The organism is Pontibacter mangrovi (genome assembly GCF_006385705.1).
In the GTDB taxonomy this organism is placed as follows: Bacteria; Bacteroidota; Bacteroidia; order Cytophagales; family Hymenobacteraceae; genus Pontibacter; species Pontibacter mangrovi.
This window is the reverse complement of record NZ_VFRQ01000001.1, coordinates 476,868-498,148: the sequence shown is the minus strand read 5'-3', so window position 1 is coordinate 498,148 and position 21,281 is coordinate 476,868. Positions and strand designations below refer to the sequence as shown.

At 51.5% G+C, this 21,281-nt stretch carries 21 protein-coding genes; 14 read left to right on the top strand and 7 right to left on the bottom strand.

Annotated features, from left to right (window positions below; genetic code table 11):
* The first annotated feature begins 96 nt into the window (after window positions 1–96).
* Window positions 97–2,334, top strand: coding sequence for an ATP-binding protein (locus tag FJM65_RS02220; RefSeq protein WP_140618968.1), 2,238 nt, complete (start codon window positions 97–99; stop codon window positions 2,332–2,334).
* 43 nt (window positions 2,335–2,377) lie between these two features.
* The gene (locus FJM65_RS02215) at window positions 2,378–2,674 is read left to right on the top strand and encodes an antibiotic biosynthesis monooxygenase family protein (RefSeq protein WP_140618966.1); all 297 of its coding nucleotides are present in this window, start codon (window positions 2,378–2,380) and stop codon (window positions 2,672–2,674) included.
* A gap of 714 nt (window positions 2,675–3,388) precedes the next feature.
* Here FJM65_RS02215 and FJM65_RS02210 read toward each other — a convergent pair.
* On the bottom strand, window positions 3,389–3,721 hold the full coding sequence (locus FJM65_RS02210; protein WP_140618964.1) for a tetratricopeptide repeat protein: 333 nt from the start codon (window positions 3,719–3,721) through the stop codon (window positions 3,389–3,391).
* 66 nt (window positions 3,722–3,787) lie between these two features.
* Here FJM65_RS02210 and FJM65_RS02205 point away from each other — a divergent pair, with 66 nt between their 5' ends.
* The 4 genes from FJM65_RS02205 (at window position 3,788) to FJM65_RS02190 (ending at window position 7,543) form a co-directional block, all read left to right on the top strand.
* Window positions 3,788–4,528 (top strand): electron transfer flavoprotein subunit beta/FixA family protein, encoded by a 741-nt coding sequence (locus FJM65_RS02205; RefSeq protein WP_140618961.1) that lies wholly within the window; start codon window positions 3,788–3,790, stop codon window positions 4,526–4,528.
* Between the two features lie 2 nt (window positions 4,529–4,530).
* Window positions 4,531–5,511 (top strand): electron transfer flavoprotein subunit alpha/FixB family protein, encoded by a 981-nt coding sequence (locus tag FJM65_RS02200; RefSeq protein WP_140618959.1) that lies wholly within the window; start codon window positions 4,531–4,533, stop codon window positions 5,509–5,511.
* A 19-nt stretch (window positions 5,512–5,530) separates the two neighbouring features.
* The gene (locus tag FJM65_RS02195; protein ID WP_140618957.1) at window positions 5,531–6,133 is read left to right on the top strand and encodes a bifunctional nuclease family protein; all 603 of its coding nucleotides are present in this window, start codon (window positions 5,531–5,533) and stop codon (window positions 6,131–6,133) included.
* A gap of 108 nt (window positions 6,134–6,241) precedes the next feature.
* Window positions 6,242–7,543, top strand: a complete 1,302-nt coding sequence (locus tag FJM65_RS02190) for a NupC/NupG family nucleoside CNT transporter (RefSeq protein ID WP_140618955.1) — start codon at window positions 6,242–6,244, stop codon at window positions 7,541–7,543.
* A gap of 90 nt (window positions 7,544–7,633) precedes the next feature.
* Here FJM65_RS02190 and FJM65_RS02185 read toward each other — a convergent pair whose 3' ends face one another.
* Window positions 7,634–8,401: an ABC transporter ATP-binding protein gene (locus FJM65_RS02185; RefSeq protein WP_140618953.1), complete on the bottom strand. Its 768-nt coding sequence runs from the start codon at window positions 8,399–8,401 to the stop codon at window positions 7,634–7,636.
* A gap of 70 nt (window positions 8,402–8,471) precedes the next feature.
* Window positions 8,472–9,203 carry an MlaE family ABC transporter permease gene (locus FJM65_RS02180; protein WP_140618951.1) on the bottom strand — a complete coding sequence of 244 codons (732 nt, stop codon included), beginning with the start codon at window positions 9,201–9,203 and terminating at the stop codon, window positions 8,472–8,474.
* A 112-nt stretch (window positions 9,204–9,315) separates the two neighbouring features.
* Here FJM65_RS02180 and FJM65_RS02175 point away from each other — a divergent pair, with 112 nt between their 5' ends.
* The 7 genes from FJM65_RS02175 (at window position 9,316) to FJM65_RS02145 (ending at window position 17,085) form a co-directional block, all read left to right on the top strand.
* Entirely contained in the window at window positions 9,316–10,023 is a 708-nt protein-coding gene (locus tag FJM65_RS02175; protein ID WP_140618949.1) for an SDR family oxidoreductase, read from the top strand.
* A 102-nt stretch (window positions 10,024–10,125) separates the two neighbouring features.
* Complete coding sequence (locus FJM65_RS02170) at window positions 10,126–10,830, top strand: SDR family oxidoreductase (protein WP_140618947.1); 705 nt, start codon at window positions 10,126–10,128, stop codon at window positions 10,828–10,830.
* Between the two features lie 126 nt (window positions 10,831–10,956).
* Complete coding sequence (gldA, locus tag FJM65_RS02165; protein ID WP_140618945.1) at window positions 10,957–11,874, top strand: gliding motility-associated ABC transporter ATP-binding subunit GldA; 918 nt, start codon at window positions 10,957–10,959, stop codon at window positions 11,872–11,874.
* 80 nt (window positions 11,875–11,954) lie between these two features.
* Window positions 11,955–12,683 (top strand): gliding motility-associated ABC transporter permease subunit GldF, encoded by a 729-nt coding sequence (gene gldF / locus FJM65_RS02160; RefSeq protein ID WP_140618943.1) that lies wholly within the window; start codon window positions 11,955–11,957, stop codon window positions 12,681–12,683.
* A complete protein-coding gene (gene gldG / locus FJM65_RS02155; protein WP_140618941.1) occupies window positions 12,677–14,368 on the top strand; it encodes a gliding motility-associated ABC transporter substrate-binding protein GldG in 1,692 nt (563 codons plus the stop codon). Before gldF ends, gldG begins: the two co-directional genes overlap by 7 nt.
* A gap of 107 nt (window positions 14,369–14,475) precedes the next feature.
* Window positions 14,476–15,600, top strand: a complete 1,125-nt coding sequence (dnaN, locus tag FJM65_RS02150; RefSeq protein ID WP_140618939.1) for a DNA polymerase III subunit beta — start codon at window positions 14,476–14,478, stop codon at window positions 15,598–15,600.
* 159 nt (window positions 15,601–15,759) lie between these two features.
* On the top strand, window positions 15,760–17,085 hold the full coding sequence (locus FJM65_RS02145) for a sensor histidine kinase (RefSeq protein WP_140618937.1): 1,326 nt from the start codon (window positions 15,760–15,762) through the stop codon (window positions 17,083–17,085).
* A gap of 12 nt (window positions 17,086–17,097) precedes the next feature.
* Here FJM65_RS02145 and FJM65_RS02140 read toward each other — a convergent pair whose 3' ends face one another.
* The gene (locus FJM65_RS02140; protein WP_140618935.1) at window positions 17,098–18,135 is read right to left on the bottom strand and encodes an endonuclease/exonuclease/phosphatase family protein; all 1,038 of its coding nucleotides are present in this window, start codon (window positions 18,133–18,135) and stop codon (window positions 17,098–17,100) included.
* Window positions 18,136–18,208: 73 nt separating this feature from the next.
* Between FJM65_RS02140 and gldC the strand changes: the two genes are divergently transcribed.
* Window positions 18,209–18,562: a gliding motility protein GldC gene (gene gldC / locus FJM65_RS02135; protein WP_140618933.1), complete on the top strand. Its 354-nt coding sequence runs from the start codon at window positions 18,209–18,211 to the stop codon at window positions 18,560–18,562.
* A 98-nt stretch (window positions 18,563–18,660) separates the two neighbouring features.
* Here the strand turns inward: gldC and FJM65_RS02130 are convergent, their stop codons facing one another.
* The 3 genes from FJM65_RS02130 to hemL all read right to left on the bottom strand — a co-directional run bounded on the left by FJM65_RS02130 (window position 18,661) and on the right by hemL (window position 21,270).
* A complete protein-coding gene (locus tag FJM65_RS02130; RefSeq protein ID WP_181163614.1) occupies window positions 18,661–18,996 on the bottom strand; it encodes a hypothetical protein in 336 nt (111 codons plus the stop codon).
* Window positions 18,997–19,296: 300 nt separating this feature from the next.
* Window positions 19,297–19,833, bottom strand: coding sequence for a dCTP deaminase (dcd, locus tag FJM65_RS02125; protein ID WP_140618929.1), 537 nt, complete (start codon window positions 19,831–19,833; stop codon window positions 19,297–19,299).
* Window positions 19,834–19,971: 138 nt separating this feature from the next.
* Window positions 19,972–21,270: a glutamate-1-semialdehyde 2,1-aminomutase gene (gene hemL / locus FJM65_RS02120; RefSeq protein ID WP_140618926.1), complete on the bottom strand. Its 1,299-nt coding sequence runs from the start codon at window positions 21,268–21,270 to the stop codon at window positions 19,972–19,974.
* Window positions 21,271–21,281 lie beyond the last annotated feature (11 nt).

The following is a 21,281-nucleotide window of genomic DNA, read 5'->3' as shown; positions in this document are numbered from 1 at the left end:
GCTTTTAGCCAGCGCATAGCGAGCGTGCGTAACGCCCTATCACTTTAAGAGGTTCGGCAGAACTGGTTTTATAGTGTCGCGCTCTCTTCTACGTGTATGCAGAACTATCAGAATTTTAACGTGGACCTCTCCAACTGCGACAGCGAGCCGATCCACCTTATCGGGCGCATACAGCCCCACGGATTTTTAGTGATACTGAACAGGCAGTCGCTCGTAGTGGAGCAGGTGAGCCAGAACATCGGATGCTTTCTTGCAGCTGACGTTGTCACATTGCCAGGGCAGCCACTGCAGGCGCTAACCAGCCCGGGTGAGTATGAGGAGCTTTTGGCGAACCTGAATGCGGGGGTGGCCGGAAACGCGCAGCTGCTTGAGTTGCAGGGTAAGAAATTCCTTGGGTTTCTGCACCAGTCGCAGGGGAGCCTGGTGCTGGAGTGCGAGCCCTACGAATCGCAGGCCAGTGATCGCGAGACGCTAGAACTGCTGTCTGCCTACAGCTCCTTGCAAGCCGAACTGGACCGTGTGTCGACGTTGCAGGAGCAGGCCGAGCTTACGGTTAAGTTTATACAGAAATTCATCACCTACGACCATGTGATGCTTTATCGGTTTGATGAAGACTGGCATGGCGAAGTAATAGCAGAGAAACTGCAGGGAGAAGGCCGTTCATACCTACACCATCATTTCCCGGCAACAGACATTCCTGCCCAAGCCCGCGAGCTACTGGTTAAGAAGACCGTACGGCAAATAGTAGATGTATCTGCCCCCGCTGTGGATATCAAGCCTTACCTCAACCCCGCCACAGGCCAGCCCTCTAATATTATACTTTCGGAGCTGCGCAACCCTTCAGAAATCCACCTGGAGTATTTGCAGAACATGGGGGTGCAAGCCACGCTTTCGCTTTCCATTGTAGTGGGAGGCAAACTGTGGGGCATCATTGCATGCCAGCACAAGTCGGCCCATTTCGTGAACTACTGGAAGCGGCAGGTCTGCAACAACGTGGCGCAGGCCTTTGCCAACAATGTGCTGGCCCAACAGGAGCATCGGGACGTGCAGCAGCTAAAAGTATACCGTCAGAAAAAAGACGCACTTGTGCAGCAGCTGATGAGGGCACCTGACCTTGGAGAGGAGCTACAGAAACAACCCGAACGCCTGCTAAGTATAAATGCGGCTGGCGGCGTGGCGCTGCTGCTCGGCGGCCACTACTTCAGTGCAGGGGCTGTGCCTGACAAAGAAGATGTGCAGGGGCTGGTGGATTGGCTATCGGCAAGTATGGCAGATGGCCTGTTTTGCACGCGCGAACTTTCAGCTCATTTTCCTGCAGCGTCTAAGTACAAGCAGCTTGGCAGCGGTCTGCTTGCCCTGGAGGTGTCCAAGTTTAACAACGAGTTCCTGCTGTACTTTAAGCCCGAGATTACTGAAGCGCGGATTTGGGCCGGCAAGCCCGAAAAGAACAAAGAAGAGGTGGCAGGTCGCATTCACCCGCGCAAGTCATTTAGCGGTTGGAGCCAGCAGATCAAAGAGAAATCGCAGCCCTGGGCGCTAAACGAGGTTGATGTGGCGCAAATGTTTGTAAAAGACTTAACGGCTATTATGTTGCGGAACCAGAAGAAGGACCTGCTGGACCTGAACGAAAAGCTGCAGCTGTCCGGGGAGATGATGCAAGCAAAAAACCGGCGCCTCGAAGACTTCACCAAGATCATCGCCCATAACCTCCGTTCACCTTTGTCTAATATGGAAGGTTTGACGGACCTGTATCTGGAGCAGCCTAGCGGGCAGGAGCGGGTAGAGATCGTACAGCATATGCGGAACGTGATCCGGAACATGGGCAACACGCTGGAGGATATGAACCAGATTTTGGAGAACGAGCTGAACCTGCACCTGTCTTTTACAGAAGTAAACCTGGCCGATGTAGTGGATAAGGAGCTGCAGAACCTGCAGGCCGCTCTGCTGGAAAGAAAAGCGCATGTGGAGAAGGACCTGCAGGTGGCAAACGTATGGGCTCCGAAAGTATACATGGAGAGCATAGCCCATAACCTTATTTCCAATGCGCTGAAGTATAGCTCACCGGAGCGTGTGCCGGAGATTTACATTAAGTCCTGGCAAGAAGCAGGGAAAGTATACTTCTCTGTCTCGGACAACGGCCTTGGCATCGACCTAAAGCGCCACGGGCACAAGCTTTTTGGTCTTTACCGGACCTTTCATGTGAACAAAAACGCTAAAGGCCTCGGCTTGTACCTCACCAAAGCCCAGGTAGAGGCAATGGGCGGCGACATTAAAGTGGATAGTGCTCCGAAGCAGGGCACCACATTTACCGTTATTTTAAATCAACTTACTTAACGAGTACAGAAGCCGCGAGCGGTCTGTGCCGAAATCCCAGAATATGTTTATAGCATCCAGTACCTTTACCATAGCCAACGACATGGCCCCCGAAGTAAGAGAAGCCTTCATCAACCGCCCGCACATGGTAGACAGTGCGCCAGGCTTTATTAAAATGAACGTGATGGTGCCGCAGGATAACCCCAATGAGATCTGGCTCCTGACATACTGGAGCGACGAGGGGAGTTACCAGGTCTGGTACAAGAACCACATGAAAGAAGCGCACAGCGGCATTCCGCAGGGCTTAAAGCTGGTGCCGGGCAAGACTAAGGTAAGATTCTTTGAGTTGGTAGGGGAGTAAGGGAGCTTGACCTTACCTGAGACCTGCTCCTTTTCCTACTCCTGTGCTTCATCAGGCTAGTGGCAGTTGACAATGTTTCCTGCTTCAAGCCCTTTTCACCCCACCCCAGCCCTCCCCTAAAAACAGGGGAGGGTTCGCAGTTTAAGGGGGAGTGTTCAGCAGAAGTAAGAATCCACCCTGGCCCCTCCCGGAACAAGTTCGGGATCCCTGACTTCGAAGGGGGACTTGGTTCAAGCTTCGTCAGAAGTGGCTATTGAACTTGATCCCAGTTCTTAGGTGGGGGTATCCCCCAAGAGCGCCTTCTAGATTTCCGGTGCCCTTAAGGACATTGCGACGTCAGGAGCAAAGGAAATGTAGAAGGCGCGATGCTCTTATTGAGCCCCCAAGGCGAGGCCACCCAGCCTTGAGAGCTCCAAAGTATGAGATGCATCTTTAGGCAAGAATGGCTGAGGATGAACGGCAGCTAGGAAGGATAGCTTGTATCAAGACGCAAATAGCGGCAGCTAAAGTATAAAGGTGCAAGCACCCGTTTATGTCGCTTTTATATACCTTTACATGTAATTTTACTGTCTGCACCAAATCTCAAAACTAAAGCATAACCCCGCTGTTGCTAAAACAAACGGTAACTGTTTCGGCAAGTATAAAGTATACTTGTAAATATGATGCATGCATACTATTTTTGGTGCATGCGCTTCAGGGGAAATTGGCAGCCGGTTAATCGTCCTCGTAGTCCAGGCCCATCATTTTGTTGAAGGCCTGCTGCAGCTCTGCAAAAGCATGCATGTTGCCTTCGCGGCGGCTGATGAGCATACCTTTCTTATAAGTTTGCTCGGCAACATCGTTTTGGCCCAGCTCCTCGTATAGCTTGGCAGAGTGATAGTAGGTGCCCACGTAGTTCTCGTGCTCGGTCAGCAGCTTCTCGTAATATTCCAGCGCTTTCTGCGGGTTTTCCTGGCGATATTCTGTCGCGATGGCGTACAGGGTAAAGGCATCATTCGGGTCGTCTTCCAGAAATTTGAAGAGCTGCGCTAATCTGCTTTCGTTCATTTCGAATTGGCTATATTTTAATTAACTTCGCACAAATCTAAATTTAAAAAGCTAACATTTCTAACCATGAAAATATTAGTTTGCATCAGTAACGTACCGGATACCACATCCAAGATAAACTTTACGGCTGATAACAAAGAATTTGACAAAAACGGCGTGCAGTATGTGATCAACCCATGGGATGAGTACGCACTGACAAGAGCCATTGAGCTGAAAGAGGCTAAAGGCGGCACCGTAACTGTATTAAACGTAGGCGAGGCGGACGCTGAGCCGAATATACGCAAGGCACTTGCCATTGGGGCAGACGACGCCATCCGCGTGAACGCAAAACCAGTAGACGCTTTCTTTGTGGCCCAGCAGATTGCTGCCGTTGCCAAGGAAAATAACTACGACATGATCCTGATGGGCAAAGAGTCGATTGACTACAACGGCTCGCAGGTGCATGGCATGGTGGGCGAGATCCTGGGTATCCCTTCTGTTGTTCCGGCCTTCAAGCTGGATATGGTAGACGATAGCACTGCCCGCCTGGAGCGCGAGATTGAGGGTGGCAAAGAAGTGGTGGAGGTGAAGCTGCCGTTCGTGGCCAGCGCACAGCAGCCTATGTCGGAGCCACGCATCCCAAACATGCGCGGCATCATGACGGCCCGTACCAAGCCGCTGAAAGTGGTGGAGCCAACAGGCGCTGAGGCCAAGGCCGAGTACGTAAACTACAGCAAGCCTGAGAAGAAGGGCGGGGTGAAGATGATCGACCCGGAGAATGCTGGAGAACTGATAACATTATTGAGAAACGAAGCTAAAGTACTATAACTATGTCTGTATTAGTATTTGTAGAAGGTCTTAACGGAGAGATCAAGAAGTCCTCTTTGGAGGCGGCATCCTACGGAAGCCAGGTAGCGCAGCAGCTGGGCACCACGGCCACGGCCGTGGCCATCGGCGAGGTGCACGAGGAGGCGCTGGCCAAACTGAGCGAGCAGGGAATCGGCAAAGTGCTGTACGACGCGGACGACCGCCTGAAGCAGTTTGTGGCTGATGCTTATGTGAAAGTGATCGCCAAAGCGGCGCAGCAGGAAAGCGCCAAAGTGCTGGTATTCTCCAACTCCAATATCGGAGCTGCCGTGGGCGCTAAGCTGGCGGTTCGCCTGAACGGCTCACTGGCTACCAACGTAACGTCGCTGCCAAAGACAGACGGTGGGCAATTTGTGGTAACGCGTGGTGTGTTCTCTGGCAAAGCCTTTGCTGATGTGAACCTGGCAGCCGATGTAAAGATCATCGCTGTTAAAAAGAACTCTTTTGAGATTTCCCAGAATGCGGGCAACGCCGCTACAGTAGAGAAACTGTCTGCCGACCTGACGGACGCGGACTTTGCCGCTGCGCCTAAAGAAACGGTGATGCAGGATACGGATGGCGGTGTGCTGCTGCCTGAGGCAGAGATTGTGGTATCGGGTGGCCGCGGCCTGAAAGGGCCGGAGAACTGGCACCTGGTGGAGGATCTGGCAAAAGCGCTGGGTGCTGCCACTGCCTGCTCCAAGCCGGTTTCTGACATGGACTGGAGACCGCACCACGAACACGTGGGCCAGACCGGTATCACGGTTAGCCCTAACCTGTATATCGCCATCGGCATTTCAGGCGCCATTCAGCACCTGGCCGGGGTTAACTCTTCTAAAGTGATTGTCGTTATTAATAAGGATCCTGAAGCGCCGTTCTTCAAAGCCGCTGATTATGGCATTGTAGGCGATGCGTTTGAGGTTGTTCCGAAATTAATTGAAGCTGCCAAGGCTTTAGACAAATAGACTTTAGAAGAAAGATACTGTGGATAAAATTCAGTTAGAGATACTCGGCCTTTCTTCCAGCCAATCGCAGACGGGATCGTTTGCGCTGGTGCTCGGGGAGAAAGAGGGAAACAGAAGGCTGCCCATCATCATCGGCATGTTTGAGGCGCAGTCCATTGCCATCCAGATTGAGAAGATAAACCCCAACCGCCCGCTTACGCACGATCTGTTTAAGTCGTTTGCCGAGGAGCTGGATGTGCGGGTAACAGAAATTGTCATTTCTGACCTGAAGGAAGGAGTTTTTTACTCTAAAATAGTATGCACCAACGGCTCCCGTGAATTTGAGCTGGACGCCCGTCCTTCTGACGCCATTGCCATTGGTCTGCGCTTTGGCGTACCGATTTATACGGTAGAGAGTGTGCTGTCGGAGGCAGGTATCATACTTAGCGATCTGGAAGAGGAAGAGGAGGAAGGAGAAGAAATGGCTGTGAAGAGCAGTACTGCCTCGGCAGGCTCCGGAGCCAAAGAGTCTCTTAGCCAGACCTCTGTGGATGAGCTGAACAAGATGCTGAACGAAGCCCTCGAAAAGGAGGATTACGAGAAAGCAGCCAAGATTCGAGATGAGCTGAATAAGCGAAACTAATTTGCACAAGTATAATTTCAGAAGGTTCGGCGCCGTAGGTGCCGAACCTTTTGTTTTGTAATATATTCGGCTTAATTTTGGCCGATTTTGTCTTTCAACCCACTTTAGATGTACGATATTTTGAGAGGTGCTGGCGGCTTGCTAGTGCTAATTGGTATAGCTATTCTCTTTTCTAGAAACAGAAAAGCTATAGATTGGAAATTAGTAGGCTTTGGTATCTTCCTGCAAGTTCTTTTCGGAGTTTTGGTAACACAGGTGCCTTTCGTGGCCGATATGTTTGCCTTTGTCAGCAAAGCCTTCGTAAAGCTGCTTAGCTTTCAGCAGGCAGGCGCCGAGTTCCTTTTCGGTAATCTTGCCAACCCCGCCAACAACAGTGGCTTAGGCTTTATCTTCGCCTTCTCCGTACTGCCCACCATCATCTTCTTTTCTACTGTATCGGCAGGCCTCTACTACCTGGGTGTGCTTCAGAAAATTGTATTTGGTATTGCCTGGGTTATGTCCAAAGGCATGCGCCTGTCCGGTGCGGAGAGCCTTTCTGCGGCTGGCAACATCTTCCTTGGGCAAACGGAGGCGCCGCTGCTGGTGCGTCCGTTCATCTCCCGAATGACCCGATCGGAGCTGATGTGCCTGATGACAGGCGGCATGGCAACGCTGGCAGGTGGCGTATTGGCTGCTTATGTCTCCTTTTTGGGGGGCAGCGACCCAGCACAGCAGGCAATTTTTGCGGCTCATCTGCTTACGGCCTCCATCATGAACGCCCCGGCAGGCATTGTGTTGGCTAAAATACTGGTGCCTGAAACAGAGCCGGAATTGATAAACACTGAGCTGGAGGTAAACGAAGAGCAACTGGGCGTAAACCTGGTTGATGCCTTAAGCCGCGGCGCCGCCGATGGACTGAAGCTGGCCGCCAACGTGGGCGGTATGCTGCTGGCCTTTATTTCGGTAATCGCCCTGTTAAATTACGTTTTGATTAAATTCGGTGCCCTTACCGGCTTAAACGGGTTTGTTGTCGCCAGCACAGGCGGCCAGTTTGATGGTTTCTCTTTTCAGTACATTCTGGGGCAGATTTTCCGGGTGTTTGCCTTCATCATGGGTGTGCCGTGGCAGGACACCCTGCAGGTGGGTAGCTTGCTGGGGCAAAAAACTGCTGTTAACGAATTTGTGGCCTATCTGGATTTGGCCAATATGAAGGCAGCAGGCACCCTTGGCGAGAAATCTCTCATCATGGCCACCTACGCCCTCTGCGGCTTCTCTAACTTCAGCTCTATTGCCATTCAGATAGGCGGCATCGGAAGTATGGCGCCCATGCAGCAGGGCAACCTGTCTAAGCTAGGCTTCCTGGCGCTGTTGGGAGCTTCTTTGGCTTGTATGATGACGGCCACCGTGGCTGGTATGCTATATGCCTTGTAACTGTCAGGCAAAGCGCTAGGCTGTTTTATAAGATAAAAAAGCCCCGGTTATGCGCCGGGGCTTTTTTTGTGTTTTGGCTCTAGGCTATCCTTATTTTGCTGCGCCTTTCTCCACTTTTTTTGCGTCGCGCATCAGGCGATTGGCAAAAATAAACTCTTTCAGCTCCGGTACCTCCGCATCTAATATATTGTCGCGGGAGCCTTCCCATATCTTTTTCCCCTCATAGAGGAACATGATTTTCTCACCGATCTCAATTACCGAGTTCATGTCGTGGGTTACCACAATGGTCGTGATGTTATACTCTTCTGTGATCTCTGCAATCAAAGCGTCAATTTTGAGGGCTGTCAGCGGATCAAGGCCGGAGTTAGGCTCATCACAGAAAAGGTAGGTACAGTTGGGTGCAATGGCCCTGGCAATGCCGACACGTTTTTTCATGCCGCCGCTAAGCTCGGAAGGCATTTTCTTATTGGCGTTTTCGAGCCCCACACGCTGCAGGCAGAAATTTACACGGTCCATACGCTCGCTTTTGGGCATGTGCGAGAGCATTTTAAGCGGGAACTCCACGTTTTCCTCCACTGTCATCGAGTCGAAAAGCGCTGAGCCCTGAAACAGCATCCCGATCTTCCGGCGGATTTCCTGACGAATGTCCAGCTTGTTATTCGTGAAATAGGTGCCATCGAAAGTAACGCTGCCGATATCAGGCTTCACAAGGCCTACAATGCACTTCAGCAGCACGCTTTTACCGGTGCCGCTGGCTCCCAGCAGCAGGTTTGTTTTGCCTGTCTCAAACACGCCGCTAATGCCGTCCAGCACCTTCTTGCCGTCAAAGCTTTTATGTATGTTATGTATTTCTATCATGTACAAAGATTCTATTCAAGCTAAACAGGGTCCTGCCTGTCGCTGAGGTAAATATGGCGAACAAGTGAGATCACAGCAGGAGCTGCGCACTGATAAAGTCTGCGATCAGCACCGCGATAACGCTTTGGGTTACCGCAGTGGTACTGGCAGCGCCAACCTCCAGCGCACCTCCTGAGGTGTTATAACCCCTGAAGGAGGAAATGGAGGAGATCAGAAAGGAGAAGATGACAGACTTAATCAGGGCAAAGACTACGTTATAAGGTATAAAGTCTATGCGAATGCCTGTGATGTACTCTTGCGCGGTCAGCTCGCCGGTTGCCGTGCCTGCCACATAGCCTCCGAGCAAGCCCAGGAACATGGCGATCACCACCAGCATCGGGAAGACAAGAAGCGAAGCCAGAATCTTAGGCAACACCAGGTAAGATACCGAGTTCACGCCCATGACCTCCAGGGCATCCACCTGCTCGGTAATCTTCATAGTTCCCAATCCGCCAGCTATACTAGAGCCCACCTTACCGGCCAACACAATAGAGGTGATGGTGGGGGCAAGCTCGAGGATCACCATCTCGCGCACGATAAAGCCGATGGTAGAGCGGGGAATCAGTGCGTTTACCATGTTGTAGGAAACCTGCACCGTGGATACCGCACCGATAAACGTAGACACCAGTGCCACAATAAAAACCGAATTGGTGCCGATAAGAATGGCTTCGTCTATGGTGCGTTTAAAAATTATCTTTAGAGATTCGGCCCGGGTGACGAGGGTCTTCAGGAAGAGTAAATACTGTCCGAAATTATGCAACATATAGGGATGCTCAGGTTATAAAGCTTGGTAAATTACCTCTATTAAAGCAAAAATACTGTTAAATACCTATATTACGGTTAAAATTGTAAAACATATAAAACTGCACAAAATCATGCAACAATACATTTTGGTAACAGGAGGAACGAAGGGCATCGGCAGAGCCATCATTGAACAATTTGCCAAGGAGGGCTTTCATATCATCACCTGTTCCAGAAACGGCTCGGACCTACAGAAGCTGAAGCTTGAGATTGAGCAGAATTATACTTTCTCCAAGGTTTTCTGTCAGGAGGCAGACTTAAGCGACCGCAGCTCCCTGAACCAGTTTGTAAAATATGTGCAAGGCCTGAAGGTGCCGGTAGACGTGCTGGTGAATAACAGCGGCCTTTTTATACCGGGCAAAGTAACCGAAGAAGACGATGAGGCGCTGCCGTTTATGATCAACACCAACCTGTACAGCGCCTACTACATCACCCGTGCCTTTGTAAAAAATATGATCTCCCGCCGTTCCGGCCACATCTTTAACATGTGCTCTACTGCAAGTATAACGGCATATACGAACGGCGGTTCGTACTGCATCTCTAAATTTGCCATGTATGGCATGAGCAAGGTGCTGCGCGAGGAGCTGAAAGAGCATAAAGTGCGGGTAACGTCGGTGTTGCCGGGTGCCACGCTCACGGCCAGTTGGGAAGGCGTAGACCTGCCGCCGGAGCGCTTCGTAAAACCAGAAGACGTGGCCATGGCCGTCTGGAACGCCTATAGCCTGTCAGAAAACAGCGTGGTGGAAGAACTCCTGATCCGGCCACAGCTGGGGGACCTTTAAGTGAGAGAGGTAGCGAGTTTAGGAATTGCGAATGAGTGAATGGCGGATGTGCTTGTTTTAAACAATTGACAATCAGCAACCAACAATTAAGCCTATAAAACGATGGAATTAAAAGGAAAAGTTGCGGTAGTGACCGGCGTTAGCAAGGGCATTGGCCTGGCTACTGTAAAGGCGCTTCTGGAGAAAGGAGCTATCGTGGCAGGCTGGGGGCGAAATGCGCCTGAGCTGCAGCACGCGCATTTCCACTTTTTTGAGTGCGATGTGCGTTACAGCGAGTCGGTGCAGAATGCCTTTGACCAGACCATTGCACGGCTGGCCACGCACGTGCAGGTGCTGGTAAACAATGCAGGCCTGGGCATAGCCGGTTATTTAGAGAATATGAGCCTGGACGATTGGCACCTGATGTTTGAAACGAACGTAAACGGCATCTTTTATAGCACGCGCCTGGTGCTGCCCGGCATGAAGGAACTGGGAGAAGGCCACATCATCAATATTTCTTCTATAGCGGGTACCACGGGCGTAGAGCAGATGGCTGGTTACTGCGGCACCAAGCATGCCGTGCGCGGCATTTCGCACTCGCTGTACAAGGAGGTGCGCGATTACGGCGTTAAAGTTACCTGCCTATACCCCGGCTCGGTGCAAACCAATTTTTTTGACAACATCGAAAGCGTGCAGGTAACCGAGAACATGATGCGCCCGGAGGACATCGCCTCTACTATTCTGCATGCTCTGGAGTCGCACCCGAACTACCACCACGTAGATATTGAAGTGCGGCCCCTCATGCCCAAAGGCAAGCGCACGAAATAAACTTTAAGTATGGCCAGGCTTTCGTAGCTTTGCAAGCCTACTAAATGAATAAGCAATAATGATGAGCGAATAATGGTGGGGCCGTAGCTGTTCAGCATTATTCATTATTCATGGATCGTTACACAGATGTCAGTTGAAGTAAAGAACCTTACCAAGTTATATGGCGCACAGCGGGCCGTGGACGATATTTCGTTTACGGTGGCGAAGGGGCAGATCCTGGGGTTTCTGGGGCCAAATGGAGCCGGCAAGTCTACCACCATGAAAATTGCCACTTGTTACCTGCCGCCCTCTTTGGGCACGGTGGTGGTGGCCGGCCACGATGTGGTGCAGGACCCGATGGCAGTGCGACGGAATGTGGGCTACCTGCCCGAGCACAACCCCCTGTACCTGGATATGTACGTGCACGAATACCTGCAATTTGTGGCGGCGGTGTATGGCCTTAAGGGAAAGCATGGGAAAGGGCGCGTGCAGGAGATGGTGGAGCTGTGCGGGCTCACGCTGGAGCAGGGCAAGAAGATCGGAGCGCTCTCGAAAGGTTACCGGCAGCGCGTGGGGCTGGCGCAGGCCCTGGTGCACGACCCGCAGGTGCTGATACTGGATGAGCCGACCACCGGTCTCGACCCAAACCAAATCGTGGAGATACGCTCGCTTATCAAGCAGATCGGCCAAAATAAAACCGTTATCTTCTCCACCCATATCATGCAGGAAGTTACCGCTATCTGCGACCGCGTGGTGATCATCAACCGGGGCAAATTAGTGGCTGATAGTGACGTGGCAAGCTTGCAGGCACAGGGTAGAAACGAGAAAATCACCTTAGTTGAGTTTGAGGCGCCTGTGGAAACGGAGGCTTTGCAAGGTATACCAGGTGTGCAGCGGGTGGAGCTGGCGCAGCCCCATACCTACCGCATCGTCTCCAGCACCGACGCCGATGTCCGTTCCAACGTGTTCCGAATCGCAGCCGAGCGCAACTGGCCACTCGTTGGCCTGAAGCAGGAGGAAAACTCGCTGGAGCAGATTTTTCAGCAACTAACCAAGAATGAATAATTAAGAATGAATAGTGAAGAATGGTGGCAGCGCAGTCGCTTCTAAGTCATTAATCATTAGTCATTACTCATTAACTAAAAATGCTCGCGATACTTAAAAAAGAATTTAACGGCTTTCTTAGCTCGCTGATCGCCTACATGGTGATTGGGGTGTTTTTGGTGGCCATTGGAATGTTTATGTGGGTATTCCCGGAGAGCAGCGTGCTGGAATACGGCTTTGCCGACATGCAGACGCTGTTTGCCATGGCGCCCTGGCTTTTTTTGTTCCTCATACCTGCCATTACCATGCGCACCTTTGCCGAGGAGAAGCGGGAAGGGACCATCGAGCTGCTGCTCACCAAACCCATCACCGATTTGCAGCTGATACTTGGGAAATACCTGGCGGCCCTGCTGCTGGCACTTTTTGCTTTGCTGCCCACACTGCTATACTATTACTCGGTGTATGAGCTGGGCAACCCGCAGGGCAACATAGACTCCGCCGCCGTGGTAGGTTCTTATTTAGGATTATTTTTCCTGGCAGGCGTGTTTGCGGCCATCGGCGTGTTTGCCTCTGCCATTTCCGATAACCAGATCATCTCCTTTGTGATAGCAGTTTTCCTGTGCTACATCATTTACACTGGCTTCGACCTGATAGCCTCTATGCCGGTGTGGGGGGGATACGGGTATTTTATAAGCCAGTTGGGCATCGCCTACCACTATAGCGCCATCAGCAAAGGCTTGATTGACTCGCGCGACGTGCTATACTTTCTCAGCGTCATCACGATCATGACCTTAGCCACTAAACTTGTATTGAGGAGCAGAAAATGGTAACAGAAACGAACAAGAGCAGGCGCGGCAGCGACATAATCCGTTTTCTGGCTTGGGTGGTAGGAATCATACTTCTGAATGCGCTGGCAGCCAGCTACTTCTTCCGGCTGGACCTGACCGAGGACAAGCGCTATACCATTGCGCCCGTAACCAAACAAATGCTGGGCAACCTGCAGCAGGAGGTAGTGGTGGATGTATACCTGGAAGGCGATTTCCCGGCAGGCTTTAAGCGGCTGCAGCAGTCGGTGCGCGAGACGCTGGATGAGTTTCGCATCTACGCCGGTGGCAACCTCCGCTATAATTTTATCGACCCCACCGACATTAACGACGAGAAAGAGCGCAACGCATTTTATACTTCCTTGGCCGAAAAAGGCATTATGCCCACGAACCTGCGGGCCACCGAGGAGGGCAAGCAGGTAGAGCGGCTGGTGTTTCCGGGCGCCATCGTAAAGTATGATGGCCAGGAAACGGCCGTAAACCTGCTGAAAGGAAACCTGGCCGCCACACCTGACGAGCGACTGAACCAGTCGGTGGAGGGCGTGGAGTATGAACTGGCCAGCGCCATTCGGAAAGTAGCCTTTAAAGGCAACAAGATCATCGGCTACATAACGGGCCAGGGGGAGTTGGAGCAGCAGTACGTTACCGATCTGCTGGGCTCACTGCAGGAGTATTACCGGGTGGCACGGGGTGATCTGGATCAGATTCCAAGCCTGGAGGGGCTGGACCTGATCATTGTGGCCAAGCCTACGAAGGCCTACAGCGAAGCCGACAAGTATAAGATTGACCAGTTTATCATGAAGGGCGGTAAAGCAGTGTTCTTCGTAGACCCGATGCACGCCGACCTGGACAGCGCAGCGGCGGGGGGCACGTTTGCCATGCCGTATAGCCTGAACCTCGACGACCTGTTCTTCCGTTACGGCATGCGCCTGAATTCCACGCTCATCATGGACCTCAACTCTGGTTTTATCCCGGTGGTAACGGGATATCTGGGCGATAAGCCGCAAACAGAGATGCTGAACTGGCGCTTTTACCCTTTGCTCAACAACTTCGCCAAGCACCCGATCACCCAAAACCTGGATGCGGTGTATTCTAAATTTGTGAGTACCATGGATACCGTAAAAGCCGATGGCATACGTAAGACGCCACTGGTTTATACTTCCACCTACTCAAGGGTAATGGAGGCGCCGGTGCCGCTGACCCTGGAAGAAGCGCGCATGGACGTAAACCCCGAGCAGTACCAGGCCGGGCAGCAGGCTGTGGGCTATTTGCTGGAAGGAAAATTTACTTCTCTGTTCCGCAACCGCAGGGCGCCCGCAGGCGTGCAAAACTCCCAGGTGCAGGAGCGGGGGGTAGCGAGCAAAATTGCGGTTTTTTCGGATGGTGACCTGGTGCGCAACGACGTGAACCCGCGCACCGGGCAGGCGTATGAGCTGGGCTTTGACAGGTATAACAACATGACTTTTGCCAACAAAGAACTGGCGATGAACACGATCCACTACCTGCTGGACGCCGAAGGCCTGATAAACGTTCGCAGCAAGGAAATCGCGCTGCGGCCGCTGGACAAAGTGCGGGTGCAGTCTGAAAAAACGTACTGGCAGCTGCTGAACCTGGTGGCCCCGATCGTGCTGCTGGTTGTATTTGGCCTCGCGCGCTTTTACTTGCGAAAGCGCAAGTATGAGCGCATATAAATTTATCTGCTTCTAACACAGCCTGCCACGAAAAAGGAGGGTGAAAAGTCTTAGGAGAAAAACGAAATATTTTTAACTTTGCCTAAATAACATTATAGGTATACATAATGAAATTCATCGTCTCTTCCTCTGCTCTTCTGAAGCAGCTATCCAGCATAAACGGGGTGGTTACCAACAATCCGGTGGTGCCAATCCTCGAGAACTTTCTGTTCGAGATAAACAACAGCAAGCTCACCATCACAGCCAGCGACCTAGAAACTTCCATGATCACGGAGCTGCCGGTGGAGGCGAAGGAGAACGGCCGCATCGCCGCCCCTGCCAAAATCCTGCTGGAGACCCTGAAGAACCTGCCCGATCAGCCGGTCACCTTCACCATTGACGAGGAAACGTATACCATCGAAATCAGCTCTTCCAACGGCCGTTATAAACTGTCTGGCGAGAATGCAACGGATTTCCCGCGCGTACCGTCCGTGCAGGGTGGCAACTCAATCGAGATTCCATCTAACGTGCTGGCAAGAGCCATTAACAAGACCATCTTTGCAGTGAGCAACGATGAGCTGCGCCCGGCCATGACGGGTATTTTCGTGCAGCTGCGTTCTGAGAATGTGACCTTTGTGGCCACCGACGGACACCGCCTGCTACGCTACCGCCGCACCGATGTTGGGACTGCCCAGGAGGCTTCTATCATCGTGCCGCGTAAGGCTTTTACGCTACTCAAGTCTACGCTGCCATCCGAGGCGACTGCTGTGCGCATGGAGTTCAACCAATCCAACGCCTTCTTCAGCTTCGACAACATCCGCATGATCTGCCGCCTGATTGACGAGCGCTACCCGGATTATGAGAACGTGATTCCGGTGCAAAACCCGAACAAGCTGGTAATTGACCGCTCGGACTTGTTGAGCTCTGTGAAGCGTATCTCTATTTATTCTAACAAAACCACGCACCAGATCCGCCTGAAGCTTACCGGCTCGGAGCTGCAGGTATCTGCCGAGGACCTGGACTTCTCGAATGAGGCGAACGAGCGCCTGACCTGCCAGTACGACGGCGAGGACATGGAGATCGGCTTCAACGCCAAGTTCCTGATGGAGATGCTCAACAACATTGACTCCGACGAGATCACCTTTGAGCTTTCCACCCCGAACCGTGCCGGTCTGCTGATGCCGATCGTGAACGAAGAGGCTGAGGACGTGCTGATGCTGGTGATGCCGGTAATGCTGAACAACTACGTGTAATAACATTCAAAAGTATACTTATTGATCAAAAGCAGGCGGGCCATTAAGGTTCGCCTGCTTTTGTTTAAGCTCTACTATAAATATAATTTCTAAATTTTTTAAAAATTGAATGTTATTATTTAAAGATAAGCTATCTTTGGAGCTTTATTCAGCTTGCCTATGAGGCTTTACTTTTACCACTCTGCTCCCAAGAAGTACCGTGCAGGCTTTCAGCTGTATATCCTTCCTTCAAATGTAAAATCGCTGCACCTCCTCTCCAGGCTGTGGTTTGTGATAGCTATGCTTGTTTTGGGTAGTGATATGGTATTTAATTACTCTGTTTACTTTAAAGGAGCCGCTCTTTACCGCATAGCTTATCTGAGTTATGCCATAGCTGGTGCTTTGGTGTTTGCCATAGCGCGGCTGCTCCGAAAGTGGCCTATCGAAGAGCGCCCCTTGGTCTATCGCTGGCTATACTTAAGCTATGCCTATATTTTTGCCGTTACCTGTCTGTTGATGTCGGTGGCGGTGCAGGGCAACCCCATGAACAACATGACGATGTACTTGTTCGGGTTAGCGCTGGTGGCCAGTCTTTTTGTACTTGATTTAGCCGAGCTGCTGGGCTTGGCGGTTTTAGTAGAGCTAAGCTTTGCCATAGGCGTTTCCTTCCTGGACTTACCAACAGACAGGTTGATCATGAACCAGACCGGCTCGCTGTTTCTGGTGCTTTTCTTTTTCCTGATCAGCAGGCTAAACTACAGTTTCCGCTTAAACCATTATCTGCAGCTTCAGGAGATAGCGCAAAAGAATAAGGAGCTGGAGGCGTTAAGTAGTGAGAAGTCTAATATCCTGGGTATTGTGGCACATGACCTGCGTGGGCCCTACGCCAACATTGAGGCGATGACAAAAATGCTGCAAAGCAGGCCCTTTCCCGAAGAGCAGCAACAGCGCTTCTACGACATGATCCTGAAGAGCTGCCGGAGCGGCAGTAACATTATAGCGGAACTCCTGGAAGTGGCGAAGCTGGAAGGGGAAAAGAACTGCGAACTGGTGCCAACCGAGCTTAACGCTTTTCTAGTGGAGGTGGAGCGGGAGTGGCAAATCAGGCTGAAAGGATCGCGTCAGCTGCTGCTGCAAAAAGCGGATGAGCATGTCATAGTGAAACTGGATGCAGAGAAGCTGAAGCGTGTGCTGGACAACCTGCTGTCGAACGCCGTAAAGTTCACCAGTGAGAACGGCAATATCAGGCTTAGTCTGTCCAAGCAGGACAGGAAAGTGCTGCTGCATGTGGCTGATGACGGAATCGGCATACCTGATGACATGAAGCCATACTTGTTTGAGCCTTTTTCCAAAGCAGGCCGCAAAGGTATGCGCGGCGAGCAGTCTGTTGGCTTAGGGTTAAGTATAACGCGCAAGCTGGTGGAGCTACAGCATGGAAAAATTGAGGTGGAAAGCCTGGCAAACCACGGTGCTACCTTCCGGATCGCCTTCCCGGCTGCAAAATAACCCAAGCTGCCGCTACTTTCGCCGTACCTGTATAAACACCGGGAAGTGATCGGAGTAACCGCCCAGGTATACGGTGCCACTATACGTGCTCTTGGGGGCTTCTTTAAATTTACCCAAGGTATACTTTATGGTGATCGGATCGTAGATCTTGGCAGAGCCCCGTACGTATTCCAGGCCCTCTTGGGGATCTATCATCGCCTTGGATACCATGATTTGGTCCAGCATCTGAAAATCGCCGCGGTAGACGTAGCTGCCAAACCCGTTGACGGAAGAAAGATAGTGCGTGTTAAACAGCTCTTCCTGAAAGGCAGGGTTGGGGCGCCCTGTGGCCTTTAGCGTCTGCTCCAGCACAGCATCTCCCGGTTCTGCGTCAAAATCACCAAGAACGATTATTTTTACATTTGGGTCAGCTTTCTGCTGTTTGTCGATCTCGCGGCGCAGCGTGGCAGCTGCAGCGCGTAGGCGGCTGTCCTCTTGCCGGGCCCGGCGGCTGCGGGCAGGCCAATGGTTTACGTAGATTGTCACCAATTGCCCTCTCAACTCACCCTTTACCTGCAGGATGTCCCTGGAGGCAAAGCCTTTTTCCCCGAAATCTACCTTTATATACTGCGTGGCCGTGGGTTTAAAGAGTTTAGGCTTGTAGAGCAGGGCCAGGTCCAGGCCTTGCCTGTCGGCCATTTCCTGGTGCACGATGCTGTAGCCGGCCCTATGAAGCGGGGCAGCTGAAATTAAGTCTTCCAGTACCTGGCGGTTTTCAATCTCGCTTAAGCCTATGACGGCAGGTCCTCCGTTATCGCCTATCCCGGCAATAACGGAGGCGATGTTCTTTATTTTCAAGTCGTAGCGTTCCTGCGTCCACTGCATTTCACCGTCTGGCGTAAAGGCGTCGTCGTCTGTCTCAGGGTCGTTTTGCGTGTCGAAAAGCTTCTCGGTGTTATAAAAGGCAATCGTATAAAGCTTCCCGTTTTTTGAAGTTATAGGTAACCTGGAACATCCGGTAAGGGTGAGGATGGTAAAAAAAAGAAAGAGGGTTTTAATTCCGTGGCGCATAGCGTAACTTTGTGCAGTCTTATGTTTAAGCATATTACGAGAACCCTATACTATAAAGTTTAAAATTGAGCTCATGAAGAAGTCAGAAATATACTTTAGCATTGCCCTGGACGAAAACCGCATCCCGGAAGCCATCAGCTGGCGCGCCACGGATGCAGGCGATAAAATACATTTTGCGAAGGCTATTAACATCTCGCTCTGGGACCGCGACGAGGCTGGCACGATGAAGATTGATCTTTGGACAAAGGACATGCCGGTAGATGAAATGAAGTATTTCTACATCGATACGATGGGAGCCATGGCGCAAAGCATTGCCACTGCCACCAACGACCAGGTGATGGCCCAAAAAATACGTGCCCTTTGCCAGGAGCTGAACGACCATGTAGAGCAGGACCGCTTGAAGAACGACCCAGGAACAGCTAAATAAGCATGCCTATAAGTATAAAAACAGGAAAGCCGCTCAGATGAGCGGCTTTCCTGTTTTTATAGTATATCAGAATACTACTGGTAAGCTTTGCAAGTTGCTTAGTTTAATGTTGTGGCTGGCTGACCTGAAGAAGTAGCGGCTTCTGCCACAGCGCCTTCGTTGTTGTTCTGGCCGGTGTTAAACGAGGCCATGAACTCCTGGTCAGCTGCACGGTAAATCTTTCTATCGCCGAAATAATCATTATACTGCACGGTGCTCAGCACGTTCTCCAGGAACATATCGCGCTCGGCGTAAACGCTCTTGCAAAGCTCCTCTATCTTATGCTGGTTATTAGCGTTCTGCTGCTCAATGGCAGTCAGCTGCTCGGCAACCTGCAGGTTAATTTGTCTAACTTTCCTAGACTGATAGTTATTCAGACGCAGTTCTTTAATCATCTGCTCTGAAAGGTGCTGTGCTCTTGCTGCTGCAACTGCCTTAGAAGACTTGTCTCCGTTAGCTTTTGTAGCAAACACACATCCGAACATCATGCAAATCATTACCAATAGCTTTTTCATAATCTTATCCTTTCTTTCGTTTTATTTTCCGGTTTACTTATACTTACAACGTGGCTAAACGCGTAAATAATTCCGGTAGTTTTAATTAATTTTTCTACCTAATATAGTGCAGATACCATGCCAAAAAGCCCGTTTAAACGAATTTAAACGGGCTTTTTTATTGTTTTTCAGTAAGTTACGCTACCACTCGTTCATCCACATCATGGATTCCACGGGTGTGATGGTGCGTCGGTTATACTTGGCGTTTTCTTTCTTATTATAGTAGTTCTCGATGCCGCCTTTTACCTCAAAGTAGATTAGCTGGCCAATGGGCATGCTGTAGTAGACGCGTACTTTCTGAGACACGGAGATTTCCAGCGTCCAGGTATTGCAGAAACCTACATCGCCCTTGCCGGCCGTGGCATGTATATCAATTCCCAAACGGCCCACACTTGACTTTCCCTCCAGGAATGGCACGTGCGCGTGGGTTTCGGTATACTCCAGCGTTACGCCCAGGTATAGCTTACCCGGCTCCAGCACAAAGCCTTCTTCCGGAATCTCAAAAACATCGATCTCGTTGTGCTTGCGGGCGTCCAGCACTTCGTCTTTATAGGTGGCCAGGTAACGGCCCAGGTGCACGTCGTAGGAGTTGGTGCCGAGGCAGGAACGGTCGAAAGGCTCCACCAGAATGGTGCCTTTTTCCATCTCCTCCAGTATCTGCTTATCTGATAAAATCATGTCGGTGGGTATTTTGGAACGTAAAAGTAAGGAAAATGCGTGACTGTTGAAGTGTGAATTGCTGAATTGTTAACCGGTAGAATAGCAAACGGCAGCCATCTGATAAGCTGCCGTTCCTGGTATCATAGAAGATATACTTTACTGCTGTACTGCTTCCTGGAGGGCCTCAAAGCTTGCCTGCACGTACTGCTCCACTAACTCCTCGGTAACAGCCGTAGACACGAACAGCGCCTCGTACTGCGACGGGGCCAGGTACACGCCACGCTGCAGCATGCCGTTAAAGTAGCGGCCAAACAGGGCGGTATCAGATGTCTTGGCCGATTCGAAATCGTACACCGGCTTATCGGTAAAGAAGATGCTGAACATGGAGCCTACGCGGTTGATAGTATAGTTGAGCCCCAGCTTCTGCAGGTTTCGCTGCATGCCGGCCACCATGTTACCACTAGTCTGCTCCAGTTGCGTGTATACTTCCGGGTGCTCCTTCAGGTAAGTGAGCATGGCCATGCCTGCCGCCATCGCAATGGGGTTACCAGACAAAGTGCCCGCCTGGTATACCGGACCGGCAGGTGCCACAAATTCCATAATCTCTTTTTTGCCGCCGTAGGCACCAACTGGCATGCCGCCGCCAATAATTTTGCCCATGGTGCTCATGTCTGGCGTAACGCCGTAAAGCTGCTGCGCGCCCCCGGCTGATAGCCTAAAGCCCGTCATCACCTCATCAAAGATCAGCACGATGCCTTCTTTGTCGCATAGGGTACGCAGGCCCTGCAGGAAGCCTTCTGCCGGCGTTACCAGGCCCATGTTACCGGCTACCGGCTCCAGGATAATGGCCGCGATCTGCCCCTTGTTGGCATCTACCAATGTCTGTACGGCCTCCAGGTTGTTGTAAGGCGCTGTCAGGGTATCGTTGGCTGTGCCTTTGGTAACGCCCGGGCTATCCGGCACGCCTAAGGTAATGGCCCCGCTCCCTGCCGAGATCAGGAAAGAGTCGCCGTGGCCATGGTAGCAGCCTTCAAACTTGATGATCTTATCGCGGCCGGTAAAGCCACGCGCCACGCGTATAGCCGACATCGTGGCCTCCGTGCCGGAATTTACCATGCGCACCTTTTCGATACTGGGCATCATGCTTACGATCAGCTCGGCTATCTCCACTTCCTTGCGCGTAGGGGCTCCGAACGACAAAGAGTTCGGGATGGCCTTTATCACCGCCTCGTTCACTACCTCTGCTGCATGGCCCAGGATCATCGGTCCCCAGGAATTGATGAGGTCCAGGTAGCGGTTGCCGTCTTCGTCATACATGTAGGGGCCTTTGGCCGATACCATAAAGCGCGGATTCCCGCCCACAGCCCTAAAGGCGCGAACAGGGGAGTTTACCCCGCCCGGTATAGAATGCTGGGCTCTCTGAAACAGTTCTTCGCTAATTGGTGCGTGTATCATAAGTATAAAAA